Here is a 15,463-nt window from a genome sequence, read left to right on the forward strand (position 1 = left end):
GCCGGATGCCAATTTAATTAAGGGATGTGATCTAGTTGATAGAGCAAGAGGGTCAGAAGAATCAATTAAACCGGTCGATGAAGCGTCGTCATTTGTTTATGCTTTCTTTGGGAGGAGTAATAGGGACTGGATTGTTTTTAAACGCCGGCTACACGATCAATCAAGCAGGGGCAGGAGGGGCTTTAATCGGGTATTTATTCGGTGGAGTCATTTTGTATCTTGTCATGGTTTGTCTGGGGGAGCTTGCTGTGTTCATGCCTGTTACGGGGTCATTCCAGACTTATGCCAGTAAATTCATTAGTCCTTCGGCTGGTTTCTCATTAGGATGGATGTATTTCATTGGTTCAGCCACAACAGCAGGAGTAGAATTTACAGCTGCCGGAATTTTGATGAAACGCTGGTTTCCGGATATCTCCGTTTGGGTATGGTGTGCAATATTCATCCTTCTTTTATTCGCACTCAATGCCTTAACAACAAGAGGCTTTGCTGAGGCGGAATATTGGTTTTCAGGCATTAAAGTTGTAGCTGTGATCTTCTTTATTATTATTGGCTTTAGTGCTATCTTGGGCATCATACCACTGGCGGACAGGCCGGCGCCATATATGGAACATTTAGCTCCAAAAGGCCTTTTCCCTGCTGGAATTGCCATCGTGTTTGTAACGATGATGAATGTCATCTTTTCCTATCAGGGATCAGAATTAATCGGAATTGCGGCCGGTGAAAGCGAGGAGCCTCAAAAGAATATTCCTCGTGCGATTCGAAATGTCCTTTTTAGAATCATCATTTTTTATATTGCTTCTATTATTATTCTATCCGCCATTTTCCCAACAAAAGAGCTCGGGATATTAGAAAGCCCGTTTGTAACCTTGATGGACTTGGCTGGAATTCCATTTGCACCTGATATCATGAATTTTGTTATTTTAACAGCTATTTTATCTGTAGGAAACTCATGTATTTATGCTTCGACCCGCTTACTTTGGGCGATGGCTCATGATGGAATGGCACCTAGAGTTTTTGGAAAACTCTCAAAACGGAAGGTGCCGTTCACTGCTCTCGTATTCACCATGATATTTTCACTTTTATCATTACTCACAAGTGTATTTGCAGCTGAGACCGTGTTTGTATTATTAATGTCCATTGCTGGTATTTCTGTCACCATCTCATGGATGGGAATCGCTCTCTCTCAATTCATGTTCCGACGTAAGTATATACAAGCAGGTGGAAAGGTAGAGGATCTAAAATACAAAGTCCCATTTTACCCAATCATCCCGCTGATTTGCATCATATTCTGTGTCTCTATTCTGGTATTCTTGGCATTTGACCCGACTCAGCTGGCAGGACTGCTTATTGGGATAGGATTCCTGCTTGTCAGCTATATTTTCTATTACTTCAAACATCGAAAGACGGAGGAAGTTAGTCCAAATAATGAAATTGGTGCATGAAAGCAATTATCCTGAATAACATAAAAACTAATTAGATCATACCGTTGGGAACTTTTTATTAAGTTCCCTTATTTTATGTTTAACACAGCCTAATGAAAAGGTGTTTATGGTCAATTTTAGCTGCTGAATTAGGAAGATTTTTCTTATTGTGCTTTTCTGTAATTAAAGGAAAATGGAGTTTGAACAAAAAAATAACCTCTTGGTAGAATGAGAGAGTCCTGAAGCCGGGATGTGAAAAGGACATTACTCAAATACCAGGAGGCTTTAAAATGAGTTATAACCCGAATAAGAAGATTGCCCAAATAGTTATGGTGCCAACAGGTACTTATCAGTTAAACCCAGATCATATTTTAAAAAGAAAACAGGATTAAATTTGTCTCCGTGAACCCCTTGCATATCAGGTATTATTAGTTAAAAATTAGGCTTTATTTACTTCAAAAAACGCCTTTTTCCTTAATAAGCAAGAAGCTTTATATTGGAAAAAGTGAGTTATAAATAAGCTGCTATTTTAGTTAGGCTGCTTGCTGAAATCTCTCTGAGCTCCCCTATAGCTTCCAATAAGATTTTGATAACCAGGAAGATGGCTGGAAATTAAAGCGCCAAAACCTTCAACATCATTGCGCCAATCACGTTGTAATTCGCACGCTATGCTAAACCAGTTCAGAAGCTGCACCCCACCATGGGCCATACGCGTTAATGCAGCATCCGCTACTTGTTTACTGAATGTTCCAGAAGCATCAGTAGCAACAAATACTTCATAACCAGCGTTCACAGCGGAAAGTGCAGGAAATGCTACACAAACATCTGTTACTACGCCCGCAATGATCAGTTGTTTTCTTCCAGTTTCTTCGATTGCTTTGACAAAATCTTCATTATCCCATGCGTTAATTTGTCCAGGACGGGCTATTTTTGGCGCATGAGGAAAAAGTTCAACCAGCTCTTGCATGAGTGGTCCATTAGGCCCGTTTTCAAAGCTTGTTGTTAAAATAACTGGTAAATCAAAAAACTTAGCAGTGTTAGCAAGAGCCATAACATTGTTCTTGAATTCATCAACACCATAGTCACGCACAAGACCGGAGATAAGGCCGGTTTGATGATCAACTAAAAGAACGGCAGCATCATCTTTATTAAGACGAGAATAGAAATCAGACATTTAACTGTCCTCCCTTTAATTAAGTATAAGTAATCGAAGAAGATTCATAGATTGGAAAATGGATGTTAAGTTTTTTCGTTTGTTCCAATGTAATTGAACAGATTACTGGAATTCGTTTTCAAAAAACTCGTTATGTGTTGGGAGTATTTTAATAAAAATGATTGAAAAAGCTTGGACTTTTTCAATTAATCTAGAGCTGGAGTGTGATTGATCCAATGAATAAATTGATGTAAATATTGTTGAAGATAACGTTTTGTTTGTTCATCTGTAAGGATTTTCTGATCAGAATCAATCTTTTTATGTACTTGGGAAATCAGCACTTTTTGAAATGGAAGAACATGAACCTGCATAGCCTCTAGTACTTGTCTGATTTGCAATTGAGCAAAGGCAGTACCTAATCCCCCAGGAGTTGCGCCAATTAAACCAACCGGCTTTCTGCTAAGAACGGCGGATTCCCGCGGTCTTGATGCCCAGTCTAAAGCATTCTTTAAAACGCCTGGAATTCCAGAATTGTACTCTGGACTAATAATAATGATACCGTCAACGTCCTGGATAGCAGATTTGAATGATGTCACTGTTTCTGGAACACTTATTTCTAAGTCTTCGTTGAACAAAGGCAGATCATTAATCTCGATCCAACGAAATTGATGGGAATCATCCAGCTCTGTTAATGATTGACCAATGATTCGATTATAAGAGTTTTTTCGTAAACTGCCACAAATAAGGCCGATGGTCTTAGACATACATTTCCTCCTCGTTTAAAATCATTTTTATTCTACCATAATATACCAAAATAGAAGAGTGTCGTTATACCTAATTGTCTGATTATTTTAATTTAATGAAGTGTTTATTACAAAAAATCTAGGATGTAAGGATTTCTCTTTAGTTTTCTTATTACTCGGCAGGTGTTTTGCGAGCAATGGCAAATGGTCTATGTCAATTTGATTTTCTCTTTCAATCACTATATATTTCTATCATACTAGTAACTATAAAGAATTGGAGGGAGTGCAGAAATGGAAGAAAAGAAAGTGACCTGGTTAGAACTTTTTTATGATTTGTTATTTGTGGCGGCTGCTGCGGCTGCGACTCATGTTTTACTTCATGTTGAAGATGGTCATATCCATGCAGAGTATTTAGTAAAGTTTGTATTAATTTTTATTCCGATCTGGTGGGCTTGGGTAGGGCAAACCATATTTATTAACCGGTTTGGAAAAGATTTATTTCATCAACGTATCTTCTTAATTCTGCAAATGTTTTTTGTACTAATTATGACATCAAGTTTATCAGTTGATTTTGATCCATATTATCTTTCTTTTTTAATTGGTTATATTGGCTTAAGAGCAGTGACTGCGATCCAATATCTGATTGTCCAGCGTATAGAAACGGGAGTTCGAAAACAAGCAGCCCTTTTTTTGGGTAGGTATTTTTGGATTGGAATCGTCATTTCATTATTGTCCGTCTTTTTTGATTCCTGGGTTCGATATGCTGTGTTGTATACGGGAATCCTTATTGATATCATTGTCCCAGTGCTTGGACGAAAATGCTTAGAAAAGGTTCCCACAAATACGGCACATTTATTAGAGCGATTTGGTTTATTTACCATCATTCTCTTTGGGGAAGCTCTTATTAGTACACTTGCGATCATTCAGCCTGCACAAGGAAATTGGGATTCAATAGGCTTTGTGATCATTTCATTTATCCTGATTATATCGATGTGGTGGCAATATTTTGATAACATGGAGAAGAAAATTGATAAGTCTTTACAATCATCCGGCCAAATCATTATTTATGGTCATCTGTTTATATTAATGTCTTTGAGCATGATTGCAGCATCTATCAGACTATTGTTTTTACATGAGGTCCATTACTCATTTATTTTATTTTTTACTTTTGGATCTGTTTTGCTCTATTTCCTGTCAACTACCTTTGTTTTCCATCAATATAGACATGTGCACCACCGATTGAAAATTTATCATTTAGGGTTATTTTTAGGAATTTTAACCGTCTTTTTTATTATTAATTTGATTATTGCAGTACCAAATATATTGATAATAGCTGAATTAACCTTGTTTTTTATTATCTTTACTAAACTAACAATTTCTAATAAAAAACAACCGTTGACAAATGAGGTTCATCCGAGAACCCAAAATTGAAGAGGATAATAAAAACTTTTATTGAGATTGAGAGAGGATGTCTTGAACTGGCTACTCGAAATGTTATTGAAGATGAACATTTTAAAGTAATAGATGTTATTCATAATTGGTGGGGAGGCAGTCAAATGACACATTTGTTGCCTCGAATATTTTTTGAACATTTTCAGTCAACGAGTTTTGTGATCTTTGGTTCCATTGCTGTGGCTTTTTGGCTTGCAGGAATAGATGGGAGAATAGAGGAATAGCAAGTACTGACAGCCCAATTAGGGCTGTTTTTTATTGAAAGAAAGGGTTGGCAGAAAACATATTTTTTACAATAATTTAACACGTCCTAAAGAAAGGTTTAAATTTCCAGCACTACAATGTCAGTATAGATAAAAAGGAGGGATTGCATGAAAATAGCTGTTGCTGGAACGGGTTATGTGGGATTAATTACAGGTGTTTGTTTAGCAGAAATGGGCCATCAGGTGATTTGCACAGATATAATGGATGAAAAAATTCAGCTTCTTAAAACGGGGCGATCGCCTATTTTCGAGCCGGGACTAGAGCCGATGCTGAAGAATAACCTCTTAAGCGGCCGTTTAGCATTCACTGTAAACCCTAAAATTGCATATAAAGATGCAGAAATAATCTTTATTGCAGGTGGTACACCGGAAAACCATGACGGGACAAGTAATCTGGATTACGTTCATGCAGCAGCTTATTCTATTGGAATATGTATTGAAAATGATGTTATTGTCTGTACAAAGAGCACAGTTCCTGTGGGGACAAATGAAAAAATCAAAGAAATTATTCAAAGTGTAAAACCTCCGCCTCACCAGGCAGAGGTTGTTTCCAATCCTGAATTTATGCCAGAAGGCTCGGCTATCTTTGATTTTTTTAATGGTGACCGAATAATAGTAGGAACCAAGTCAAAAAGCGCAGCAGCAAAATTGGAGGAGCTTATCTTCTCTAAAAATACCTATCATTAAGACTGATATGCGAAGTGCTGAAATGATTAAATTTGCATCAAATGCCTTCCTCGCTGCCAAAATTAGCTTTATTATGAAATTGCAGCAATATGTGAAAAAACCGGAGCCAACATGGAAGAAGTTGCATACGGGATTGGAAAAGACAAGAGGATTGGGCCGTTTTTTCTGCAGGCGGGAATAATTGACGGGAGAAACTGCTACTCTCTTCTAGACATCAGCAGACATTCAATCAGCTATATTTCAATGGGAAGGCCTTATTTCATACACTTAGTGGTCTTTACTACGCTAAAAAGTTAAATATTCCCTTAGTGGGATCATACCATACTGACTTTGACCATTACCTTGAATTCTACGACCTCAAATTTCTGTCAAACATACTTTGGAAATATATGACCTGGTTTCACAGCACTTTTAAAAAAATCTTTGTTCCCTCGTCTGAAACACTGCAGCAATTAAGACTGCATGGATTTAGAAATCTGGAAATATGGCCAAGAGGTGTCGACTGCAAGCTTTTCTACTCATACTATGATAAATTATCAGTCCGCAGGCAATACTCTGTCAGCAAAAAATACCTTCTCACCTATGCGGGCAGATTGGCACCTGAAAAAAATGCAGATATCCTCCTTGATATAGCTCAAATACTCCCTCCTCATTTTGAAGAAGATATTCATTGGCTAATTGTTGGGGACGGACCACTTCGAACACAAATACAGGAAGCAGCGCCAAAAAACATGACTTTTACGGGTTATTTAACAGCCCGGCAGCTTGCTGAGGTGTACTCAGCATCACACTTGGTTGTCTTTCCATCTCCTACAGAAACCTTTGGAAATGTTGTTCTAGAATCAATGGCCAGTGGAACGCCTGTAATTGGTGCGGACGCAGGCGGAGTAAAAAGCATTATTCAGAATGGTGTAACAGGCTATTTGTGTGAACCAGGAAATGCAAAGGATTTCTCTGCTACCATCACAAATCTGCTCGAGAACCATAAAGTCAGAAGCCGAATGGGGTTTGAAGGCAGGGATTATGCGTTAAAGCAGAAGTGGGATGAAATCTTTGATAATGTAATTGGTGAATATAAAGCGGTTATAGGGGAGAGTGGAGAGAAGAAAATGACGACCTCAATCCTTTCCGGAGTGAATTTACAGAAGATTGCATTTGAGAAATAATTACAGGGTGCCATAATGCAGCAAAAGCTTGAGTTGAACTGCAAAAATATAACTGCCACTAAAAAGCAGCTCATAATCGAGCCACCGTTCTGGCGGAACTTCTATGCCTCAGCTTGAATGATTTTAAAGGAACATTAAGATTATCCCCTTAACTTCCTATTAAAGATTTATGACCCCCGTCTTGTATTAGATGGGGGTAGAGGTGTTTTGGAGGATTATATGAATGGATCATTAATTTAGGCGTTTGGTCAGTTTTTTTGGGGACTAAGAGGCTTCAGAAATGGTAACGGTATATCCTAAGTTCTTCAGTCTTCGAACTGAATGCCGGACAATGGAAACTTGAGTTATTCTCAACTACTTATTAATTTGAAAAAATGTGATTACGATAGCTAAAATAAGCATGGTTAAGGCATTTAATCCCATAATCGGCCTATGTCTGGCTCTTAAGAAGTGAGCGTGCAGGGCACCCAGCATAAGAATAGTAATGAGGGATCCTGAAAGCAAAATAAATTTAGGAAGCCAAAATCCTATGATCAATCCACATACGCTCAATATTTCCAAGAAAGCAGTTAATTGCATAAACCATAGGGGGTAGCGATATTCGACCCAGTGCTTAACCATTGACTCGGTACGTGTTACTTTCACCGAAATGGATATGGCGAAAATAAAAATTAAAATAATTTGAATGGTCATAGTTAGAACATCCACACAGTTTCCTCCTTTTGTATAATAGACGTAGCTGCTATATATAAATTCTAGGCTTATTAGTTTAGTGAGTATGTAGTCTGGAATACATTCGGCAGAATTTGCGGAGAGCTATATGGATAAAATTAAGTATTTATCGAGAATACAGCTTTTTGATCATCTGGAGTTGGAGGAATTAAAGAAATATGAACCGGTCACACCTATGAAAGTTGTGGAAAAAGGTACAGTTTTTAGTTCTCCTCATATGGATCAAAAGATATTGTATTTAATCAAATCGGGTAGAGTTCGTTTATATAGATTAACTGAAAGCGGGAAAGAGTTTACAGTTGATATTTTAGAAACTGGGCATGTGTTTGGAGAAATTGGTACTTTTACAACAGGTTCTGAAAATTTATATGCTGAGGCATGGGAAGATTCTGTTATTTGCAGAATAGATAGAGTGCATTTTGAAAAAATAATACATGAAAATCCAAGTATTTCTTTAAAGCTTCTTGAAATAATCTCCAGCCGTTTAAAGGAAGTCGAAGAGTTACTGGAGTATATGGCATATAGCAGTGCAAGGAAACGGCTTTTATTCCTGTTAAATAAACTTACAGAGAAGTTTGGGGATAAATTGTCAAGCAGCAGTCCGGGAGAATGGGTTGCACTTGATATTTACATAACTCATCAAGAATTAGCAATGATGATGGGCAGTATCCGTGAAACAGTGACAGCACTATTAAATGAATTTAATGCAGAAGGAATTGTACGCAAATCAGGAAGGCGAGGAACCATGGAAGTTCATCGTGTACGCCTAAAATGTGCATTAAAAGAGGAAGGATAAAAATCAGCACTTATTGCAGAGTGCATTAGATCAATTTAAAATACTCGCAAAGTATCGCAAAGATGAAAAATTACCAACTGAATAATCAAGAGAAGGGTGTTGACAAAATGAATAAAATATATTATCTTTAATTCAAGATATTTGATTTCGAGATATTTGTTGAACCATTACTTGAAAGGAGTAAGCCATATGCATGAGATTCTAAAAAGAATAAATGAACTCGCATTAAAAAGAAAGAAGGTAGGCTTAACACAAATTGAAAATGCAGAAATAGTCAAATTGCGCAGTCAATATATTAAAGAATTTCGCGGATCTATGGAAGAGCTGCTATTAAACACAACCATCGTTGATCCTATAGGAGATAATGTAACTCCGGAGAAATTAAAGCGAGCCCAGGCAAGACATAAAGTTAAGCCCATATGGTAAATCATAACTATCCAGAATGCAGTTAGCATTTACAAAGGAAAACAAAACAATCATCAATTTAATTGATATGGTTAGATTATTAAATGAAGAGGAACTGAGGCATTAGTTCAACTTCTCGAAAAGTTAAAAAAAGCAAATATTTTTTTTGTAAATTATCTCGAATTCGAGATAATTAAAATTAGGAGGAATTAAAAATGATGGATTTAGGTTTACTAATTATTAGGCTGGTAATTGGCGTATTATTCATTGGTCACGGAGCTCAAAAATTATTTGGGTGGTTTGGGGGTCATGGATTAAAAGGAACCGGAGGCTGGTTTGATTCCATTGGAATGAAGCCGGGAGTCATGATGGCCCTTTCCGCAGGATTAGCGGAACTTATAGGGGGAATCTTGTTTGCATCAGGATTTTTAACACCACTCGCAGCATTAATGATTGCAGGAACTATGATAATGGCTATCGTTAAGGTGCATGGTCCAAATGGATTATGGGCAACATCTAATGGATATGAATATAACTTAACTTTAATCTCTGTAGCCATTGGTATCGCATTAATTGGCCCAGGCCGATATGCATTGGATTTCTTTTTATTCTAAACTATCTCGAATTAGAAATACTTTAAATAAAGCTTTCATAAAATTTTGTTCCTTTTCAGCTTGTATATTCATTGTATAACTGAATTGATAGCAAGGCATGTCACTAGCTACAGAATATATCAATCCAAATTTAAAAGGAGTGTGGAAAATATGGGGAAAAAAACAATTGGGATTCATCATATAACTGCAATTGTTGGCCATCCTCAAGAGAATGTAGATTTCTATGCTGGAGTTTTAGGGCTGCGTTTAGTCAAGCAAACGGTCAATTTTGATGATCCAGGCACTTATCACCTTTACTTTGGAAATGAGGGCGGCAAGCCAGGAACAATCATTACTTTCTTTCCTTGGGCAGGTGCCCGTCAAGGGGTTATTGGCGATGGCCAGGTAGGAGTTACCTCGTATGTCGTTCCTGTAGGTGCCATGAAGTTTTGGGAAGAAAGGCTTGAAAAATTTGAAGTGCCATATACAAAAATGAAACGTTTCGGAGAGCAATATTTGGAATTTGATGATCCTCATGGACTTCATTTGGAGATCGTTGAAAGAGAAGAAGGAGAAGTAAATTCCTGGACTATCGGGGAGGTTACCCCTGAAGCAGCTATAAAAGGATTCGGTGGAGCAACTCTCTTATCAACTCAGCCAGAGAAGACTGCAGATCTGCTGGAAAACATTATGGGACTTGAAGTTGTAGGCCAGGAAGGAGATTTTATACGTTACCGATCTTCTGCTGATATTGGAAATATCATTGATCTTAAATTAACTCCAATTGGACGGGGAAGAATGGGTGTGGGAACCGTCCATCATATTGCCTGGAGGGCTATTGATGATCAGGATCAATTGGATTGGCAAAAATATGTTGCCGATAATGGATATGGTGTTACATCAGTTCGGGACCGAAACTACTTTAATGCTATCTATTTTAGGGAACATGGGGAAATTTTATTTGAAATTGCTACTGATCCTCCAGGGTTTGCCCATGATGAATCCCAGGAAACAATGGGCGGGAAATTAATGCTGCCTGAACAATATGAGCCACAAAGGGATAAGATAGAAAGTGTTCTGCTTCCGTTTACAGTCAGAGAATTGGATTAAATTTAAAAGAGGTGATGCCCGCTATGCTTTCAATTGACCCAACTGACAATAGTGAAAGAGAAAATTACAAATTTTTAATAGGAAGCATCATACCAAGGCCGATTGCTTTTGTAACAACTATCTCAAATGAAGGTGTATTGAATGGGGCACCATTCAGTTATTTCAATATCGTAACATCAAATCCCCCAATGATATCCTTGGCGATTCAAAGAAATGAAGGAACCCAAAAGGATACGGCCAGAAATATTATCAGCACAAAGGAATTTGTTGTTCATATTGTCGATGAGGAGAATGTAGAAAAAATAAATAAGACAGCAGCAGCTCTGCCTCCTGATCAAAGTGAAATAGAATTAGCACAATTAACTCCAGCTGAAAGTACGAAAATCTCTGTACCTGGAGTGATGGAAGCGAAAATCCGTATGGAGTGTACCTTGGAACAATCGCTTTCATTAGGAGGTACGGATACTCCTGGCTGTGATCTTATCATTGGAAAAGTTGTTCAATTCCATATTGATGAAAACATCTATGAAAAAGGAAGAATTGATCCAAGGGGGCTTGCTGCAGTGAGCCGTTTGGCTGGCATCCATTATGCAAAGATTGGCGAGATGTTTTCTATCGAAAGACCAAAGCAGAATTAAGTCACACTTAAAGAAGTGGGGGGAATGATTTTTGCAAATCACTTCAGGTATCCATCACATTACGGCAATGGTTACACCGCCATAAGGCATTTGGTCAACTCGGAAGGTGGATATATCATTAATGAGGACTCCGCCAACATGCATTTTCTTTGATGCCTGTAAAGCAGTGTGAATATTATCTGTATAAATGCCAGCCTGCAGCCCAAAACGGGAATCATTAATAAAATCAATCGCTTCCTCAACAGAGTTGACTTTGTTTATTAAAACAGGAGCGAAAACCTCCTGACATGACACCTTAGATGCTGGCTCCACTCCTGGAAAAACAGCAGGGAGGAGGATATTGTCTTCACTGGCTCCACCTGCAGCAACGATTGCCCCATGGGAAGATTGTATTTAAATAAGACTAAACGATAGCGATCCTCAATAAAAAAGATTTAGCTGCCAAAACAGGCGGCTTTTTCTTGTTGAACTAGAGGGGCAGGAGGGGACATTTCTTGAATGATAGATGCGTTATCTAATGTAACAGATTGTTGAACAAGGTGTTGCCTTAAAATAAAGTGCGATGTTTATAAAAAGATAAACAGAAATGCCATTTTCAAGTGATAATTATTTTTCTAAAAGGTGCTTTAACATTATCAAAATAGGATGCAGCCTTTAATAGTTTGTTTGGATATAATTGACGGCATCAATTAATATAAGTAAAGAGCAATCTTCTAATTTACAGTTCTAATGTATACCGATCGCCTATTCTTTTTTTACAACGGGGCAGGTTATCTAAATAAAGGTAAAAGTTTGCACTTAGCGAATATATATTATAAATAGAATTGGAAGTATGGATTTTTTCCCATGAAGCTACAATTAAATAAATTTATTAAAAAGGGGGACATTATGATTCCAGGTTCATGGATAGCGTTAGTATGGATTGGATTAGCTGAATTATTCGCATTAAGCCTGTGGTTTAGTGCTTCGGTTATAGCCCCTGAACTAATTCAAGTATGGAATCTTAGCTCCAGCTCAGAAGCATGGCTGTCTGCTTCTGTCCCAATTGGCTTTGTAATAGGTGCATTAGTTAGTTCATATTTTGGGATAGCAGATCGTTTTAATCCCCGAAAGGTTCTTGCCGTTTCAGCGTTTCTAGGGGCACTATTGAATTTCTTACTTATACTTGTTGATCAGGCTTTTTTCGGTATCCTGCTTAGGATATTAACCGGTGTAACACTGGCTGGGGTATACCCGATAGCTGTAAAAATTTTATCACAATGGTTTCCCAAAAAACGCGGGATTGCTGTTGGTATCTTAATAGCCGCCTTAACTCTAGGATCCTCTTTGCCGCATTTTATTGTTATATTCTCTTCTTCTTTAAATTGGCAATTAGTGATTATTTGCAGTTCACTATTGGCTCTCCTGGCAGCTATAATTGTCAATTGGGTTTTAAAAGATGCTCCAGTAACAACAAAAAAATTACCTTTCTCTTTTAAATTAATTAAAAAGGTAGTATCGAATAAACCAGTAATGCTTGCGAACTACGGTTATTTTGGGCATATGTGGGAATTGTATGCGATGTGGACTTGGATTCCTATCTTTTTGACCGCTAGTTTTACAACCTATTCACCAGGGATTCCTCCTTGGTTCATTGCATTATCCTCTTTTATTATAATTGGAATTGCAGGGGGAATTGGCTGTGTAGCAGGTGGACTACTCTCAGATAAAATTGGAAGAGCTAACCTAACGATTATTTCAATGGTTATCAGTGCCATTTGCTGTATCTTGATTGGTTTTACTTTTGGTCAATATATTTGGTTAATTCTACTCCTTTCTATCATTTGGGGAATGTCTGTCATCTCAGATTCTGCCCAGTTTTCTGCCGCAGTTTCAGAAGTTGCAGAAGTTGAGTATGTAGGAACAGCCCTGACTTTTCAAATGTGTATTGGTTTCCTCATCACCATATTTTCTATAAATCTAATCCCTATTATTCAGAGGTTAGTTGGTTGGGAATGGGTCTTTGCATGTTTAGCGATTGGACCGATTCTTGGTATTGTATCCATGGTCCGTTATAAACGGCATGAATTTAATAATGTCAAAGGGACAAAAGGTCATTTTAAATAAATTTAACAACATCTATTTGTACTAACTTTGTGAAAGTAACGGGTGCAAGAGCTTCATTATGTGCTGCAAATAAGATGGCAAGGCAGGTTTGATTAAAATCAAAATAAGAATTATTCAGCAATCGAAATAAAGATTAATGGGATTCGTCTATATCTTTTGTACTATACATCTATAACAAAAGGTACTTACAAATTATAACATTTGATGAGCAGGCAAATAAAGTAATAGGCATTATACTAATATAGTAGCTCCATTTTAGGATGAGCTTACAGCCGGTGATTGGCTAGTGGATATTTTTCCATTTTGCCAGTGCCGGTTTTTTGTTAGATAATAATGGATAAATAGATTCTTTGAAATAAAGGAAGGTGCCGTTTTGAAAAAGATAGACTCCATCACTAGGAGGGAACGAATAGCAAGTTTTTATATTTATTCTATTTCTTTTCTTGGTGTGATTACTGTTATCTTTTCTATATTTAAAAGTGAAATGCCTTCTGAACCCATAACTCTTTTGCTGTTAGCAGTGTTTATGGGGATTACTGAGTATTTTCCGATCCGGATTGGAAGAGGAGGTGTTACACTCAGCCTGACGCTGATTTATCCAATGAGTTGGGAGTTTGGAATCCATATAACGGTTGTTGCTTGTGTATGTGCAATGGTCTTCACTCATACCCTTCGTCGCTTGCCAATGCAAAGGACATTATTTAATTGCACCCAATTTGCTTTTAGTATCATTTTGGCAGAATGGGTTTCCAGCAAATGTATTTCTTTTTTTACGGAGATGAACCTCCCAGTTTTATATGAAGAATTAATAAGCTTCCTTATATTTACCATATTTTTTTGCCTGATCAACACCCTTTTATACGATCTTTTAATGGTTCTTCTTCCGCAGCCATATTCACTGGAACAGTGGTACAAGAAAAATATATTATTATTTTTGAGCGCAAGTTTTTGTTTAAGTTACGCCTCCCTTATATATATTATTGAACACCGATATCAGGGAGAATTGGATGGAGTTACCGTTTTGTTCTTCTTTTTCCCGCTTGTAGCAATTTGCATCCTCAGCTCCTTTATTCGGCAAATACGGATTGAAAAAGAACGATTATATAACCTATTTTCTGTTACGACAGAGTTAAGTCACGGGCTCTCTGCCAGAAACTTACATAAGATGAAACAAACACTCCAAGGATTCTTGGGGATACAGGCGTATGCATTATGGACAAAAGAAGAAGGAGACTGGATGCTTCTGTTAAAGGATGGAAAGGTGCATTCTAATCGTTCAAGCTCTTCTAATCCGAATTTTGAAGAGATATCCGAAACTTTTGTTGCTGCTGATTGGAAAACAGGTATGGCTCCGGGTGATGAAATATTTGAAGATGTCATACGTTCCCTTGTCTATCTGCCACTCAAAGTAAATCATGAATTGGTAGGGATGTTTGTTGCGGGTAAAAGCAGGGGGGCGAGTTTTATTCCCGAAGATATACAGTCCTTATCTACCTTTGCCAATCAATTGGGCAGCTTGCTTAAAACACGGTCGCTCGTCTCGGAGCAGGAAAAACGAATGATCCTGGAAGAAAGAAATCGGCTTGCCCGGGAAATTCACGATGGAATTGCACAAGTATTAGCCGGGGTCATATTTCAGCTGGAATCATCTCTGAGGCAGTCCGCAGATCAATCAGGAAACATGGAGCAGGCGGTAGACAAAAGTATAAAAAAATTACGGAACAGTTTAGGTGAAGTCCGCTATTCTATCTATGCTTTAAAGCCATATCCTACCCAAAGACTAGGGCTAAAACAAGCCATTGCAAATAAAATTCAATCGATCAAACAAGACTATGATCTGGCGATTAAATATCATGAAAGGGGCCGTTCACGACCACTCAGTTTTACGAAAGAAAGAGTCATCTTCGATACTTTACAGGAAAGCCTGCAGAATATTGTAAAGCATGCAAAAGCAGACGAAGTTGATATTCTTCTAAGCTATCAGCGTGAACATGTGCTTTTAAAAGTGAAGGACAACGGGGTTGGTTTTTCCCTTTTTGAATCCATGATTAAAACAAAGCATGAGCCTCATTATGGCATTTTGAATATGAATGAACAAGCTGAACAGCTGGGTGCTACCCTTCAGATTGATAGTTCCATAGGAAAAGGTACAGAAATTACATTATTAATTCCAGATTCAGAAACAAAGGAGGGGTAAC

At 37.7% G+C, this 15,463-nt stretch carries 14 protein-coding genes and 2 pseudogenes; 12 read left to right on the plus strand and 4 right to left on the minus strand.

Annotated elements, in window-relative coordinates; translation table 11 throughout:
* Positions 1–77: 77 nt before the first annotated feature.
* Positions 78–1,442 carry an amino acid permease gene (locus QUF73_02680; GenBank protein MDM5225106.1) on the plus strand — a complete coding sequence of 455 codons (1,365 nt, stop codon included), beginning with the start codon at positions 78–80 and terminating at the stop codon, positions 1,440–1,442.
* A 508-nt stretch (positions 1,443–1,950) separates the two neighbouring features.
* On the opposite strand, the gene ycaC is transcribed toward QUF73_02680, so the two are convergent.
* Together ycaC and QUF73_02690 are read right to left on the minus strand one after the other, a co-directional pair.
* The gene (gene ycaC / locus QUF73_02685) at positions 1,951–2,595 is read right to left on the minus strand and encodes an isochorismate family cysteine hydrolase YcaC (protein MDM5225107.1); all 645 of its coding nucleotides are present in this window, start codon (positions 2,593–2,595) and stop codon (positions 1,951–1,953) included.
* Between the two features lie 185 nt (positions 2,596–2,780).
* Positions 2,781–3,338 carry an NAD(P)H-dependent oxidoreductase gene (locus QUF73_02690; GenBank protein MDM5225108.1) on the minus strand — a complete coding sequence of 186 codons (558 nt, stop codon included), beginning with the start codon at positions 3,336–3,338 and terminating at the stop codon, positions 2,781–2,783.
* A 270-nt stretch (positions 3,339–3,608) separates the two neighbouring features.
* On the opposite strand from QUF73_02690, the gene QUF73_02695 reads away from it, so the two are divergent.
* The 4 genes and pseudogenes from QUF73_02695 to QUF73_02710 all read left to right on the plus strand — a co-directional run bounded on the left by QUF73_02695 (position 3,609) and on the right by QUF73_02710 (position 6,885).
* Positions 3,609–4,748 carry a low temperature requirement protein A gene (locus QUF73_02695; protein MDM5225109.1) on the plus strand — a complete coding sequence of 380 codons (1,140 nt, stop codon included), beginning with the start codon at positions 3,609–3,611 and terminating at the stop codon, positions 4,746–4,748.
* 392 nt (positions 4,749–5,140) lie between these two features.
* Entirely contained in the window at positions 5,141–5,719 is a 579-nt protein-coding gene (locus QUF73_02700; protein MDM5225110.1) for a hypothetical protein, read from the plus strand.
* Between the two features lie 22 nt (positions 5,720–5,741).
* Positions 5,742–6,016 (plus strand): annotated as a pseudogene (locus QUF73_02705) (hypothetical protein).
* Between the two features lie 11 nt (positions 6,017–6,027).
* Positions 6,028–6,885 carry a glycosyltransferase family 1 protein gene (locus tag QUF73_02710; protein MDM5225111.1) on the plus strand — a complete coding sequence of 286 codons (858 nt, stop codon included), beginning with the start codon at positions 6,028–6,030 and terminating at the stop codon, positions 6,883–6,885.
* Between the two features lie 354 nt (positions 6,886–7,239).
* Here QUF73_02710 and QUF73_02715 read toward each other — a convergent pair whose 3' ends face one another.
* A complete protein-coding gene (locus tag QUF73_02715; GenBank protein ID MDM5225112.1) occupies positions 7,240–7,593 on the minus strand; it encodes a DoxX family protein in 354 nt (117 codons plus the stop codon).
* Positions 7,594–7,705: 112 nt separating this feature from the next.
* Here QUF73_02715 and QUF73_02720 point away from each other — a divergent pair, with 112 nt between their 5' ends.
* The 5 genes from QUF73_02720 to QUF73_02740 all read left to right on the plus strand — a co-directional run bounded on the left by QUF73_02720 (position 7,706) and on the right by QUF73_02740 (position 11,159).
* Complete coding sequence (locus QUF73_02720; GenBank protein MDM5225113.1) at positions 7,706–8,413, plus strand: Crp/Fnr family transcriptional regulator; 708 nt, start codon at positions 7,706–7,708, stop codon at positions 8,411–8,413.
* Positions 8,414–8,602: 189 nt separating this feature from the next.
* Positions 8,603–8,839: a DUF896 domain-containing protein gene (locus QUF73_02725; protein ID MDM5225114.1), complete on the plus strand. Its 237-nt coding sequence runs from the start codon at positions 8,603–8,605 to the stop codon at positions 8,837–8,839.
* A gap of 194 nt (positions 8,840–9,033) precedes the next feature.
* Complete coding sequence (locus tag QUF73_02730) at positions 9,034–9,432, plus strand: DoxX family protein (GenBank protein ID MDM5225115.1); 399 nt, start codon at positions 9,034–9,036, stop codon at positions 9,430–9,432.
* Positions 9,433–9,582: 150 nt separating this feature from the next.
* Entirely contained in the window at positions 9,583–10,521 is a 939-nt protein-coding gene (locus tag QUF73_02735) for a ring-cleaving dioxygenase (GenBank protein ID MDM5225116.1), read from the plus strand.
* A 23-nt stretch (positions 10,522–10,544) separates the two neighbouring features.
* Complete coding sequence (locus QUF73_02740; protein MDM5225117.1) at positions 10,545–11,159, plus strand: flavin reductase family protein; 615 nt, start codon at positions 10,545–10,547, stop codon at positions 11,157–11,159.
* A gap of 72 nt (positions 11,160–11,231) precedes the next feature.
* Here QUF73_02740 and QUF73_02745 read toward each other — a convergent pair.
* Positions 11,232–11,537 (minus strand): annotated as a pseudogene (locus tag QUF73_02745) (aldehyde dehydrogenase family protein).
* 510 nt (positions 11,538–12,047) lie between these two features.
* Here QUF73_02745 and QUF73_02750 point away from each other — a divergent pair.
* Positions 12,048–13,265 (plus strand): MFS transporter, encoded by a 1,218-nt coding sequence (locus QUF73_02750; GenBank protein MDM5225118.1) that lies wholly within the window; start codon positions 12,048–12,050, stop codon positions 13,263–13,265.
* 373 nt (positions 13,266–13,638) lie between these two features.
* A complete protein-coding gene (locus QUF73_02755) occupies positions 13,639–15,462 on the plus strand; it encodes a GAF domain-containing sensor histidine kinase (protein MDM5225119.1) in 1,824 nt (607 codons plus the stop codon).
* Position 15,463 lies beyond the last annotated feature (1 nt).

The sequence above is a fragment of the Cytobacillus sp. NJ13 genome, assembly GCA_030348385.1.
GTDB lineage: Bacteria > Bacillota > Bacilli > Bacillales > Cytobacillaceae > Cytobacillus.

What these genes read in the sequence shown, in the direction of transcription:
- QUF73_02680 (MDM5225106.1), top strand. Translation starts at nt 78, where the DNA reads ATGAAGCGTCGTCATTTGTTTATGCTTTCTTTGGGAGGAGTAATAGGG.
- ycaC (MDM5225107.1), bottom strand. Translation starts at nt 2,595, where the DNA reads ATGTCTGATTTCTATTCTCGTCTTAATAAAGATGATGCTGCCGTTCTT.
- QUF73_02690 (MDM5225108.1), bottom strand. Translation starts at nt 3,338, where the DNA reads ATGTCTAAGACCATCGGCCTTATTTGTGGCAGTTTACGAAAAAACTCT.
- QUF73_02695 (MDM5225109.1), top strand. Translation starts at nt 3,609, where the DNA reads ATGGAAGAAAAGAAAGTGACCTGGTTAGAACTTTTTTATGATTTGTTA.
- QUF73_02700 (MDM5225110.1), top strand. Translation starts at nt 5,141, where the DNA reads ATGAAAATAGCTGTTGCTGGAACGGGTTATGTGGGATTAATTACAGGT.
- QUF73_02720 (MDM5225113.1), top strand. Translation starts at nt 7,706, where the DNA reads ATGGATAAAATTAAGTATTTATCGAGAATACAGCTTTTTGATCATCTG.
- QUF73_02725 (MDM5225114.1), top strand. Translation starts at nt 8,603, where the DNA reads ATGCATGAGATTCTAAAAAGAATAAATGAACTCGCATTAAAAAGAAAG.
- QUF73_02730 (MDM5225115.1), top strand. Translation starts at nt 9,034, where the DNA reads ATGATGGATTTAGGTTTACTAATTATTAGGCTGGTAATTGGCGTATTA.
- QUF73_02735 (MDM5225116.1), top strand. Translation starts at nt 9,583, where the DNA reads ATGGGGAAAAAAACAATTGGGATTCATCATATAACTGCAATTGTTGGC.
- QUF73_02740 (MDM5225117.1), top strand. Translation starts at nt 10,545, where the DNA reads ATGCTTTCAATTGACCCAACTGACAATAGTGAAAGAGAAAATTACAAA.
- QUF73_02750 (MDM5225118.1), top strand. Translation starts at nt 12,048, where the DNA reads ATGATTCCAGGTTCATGGATAGCGTTAGTATGGATTGGATTAGCTGAA.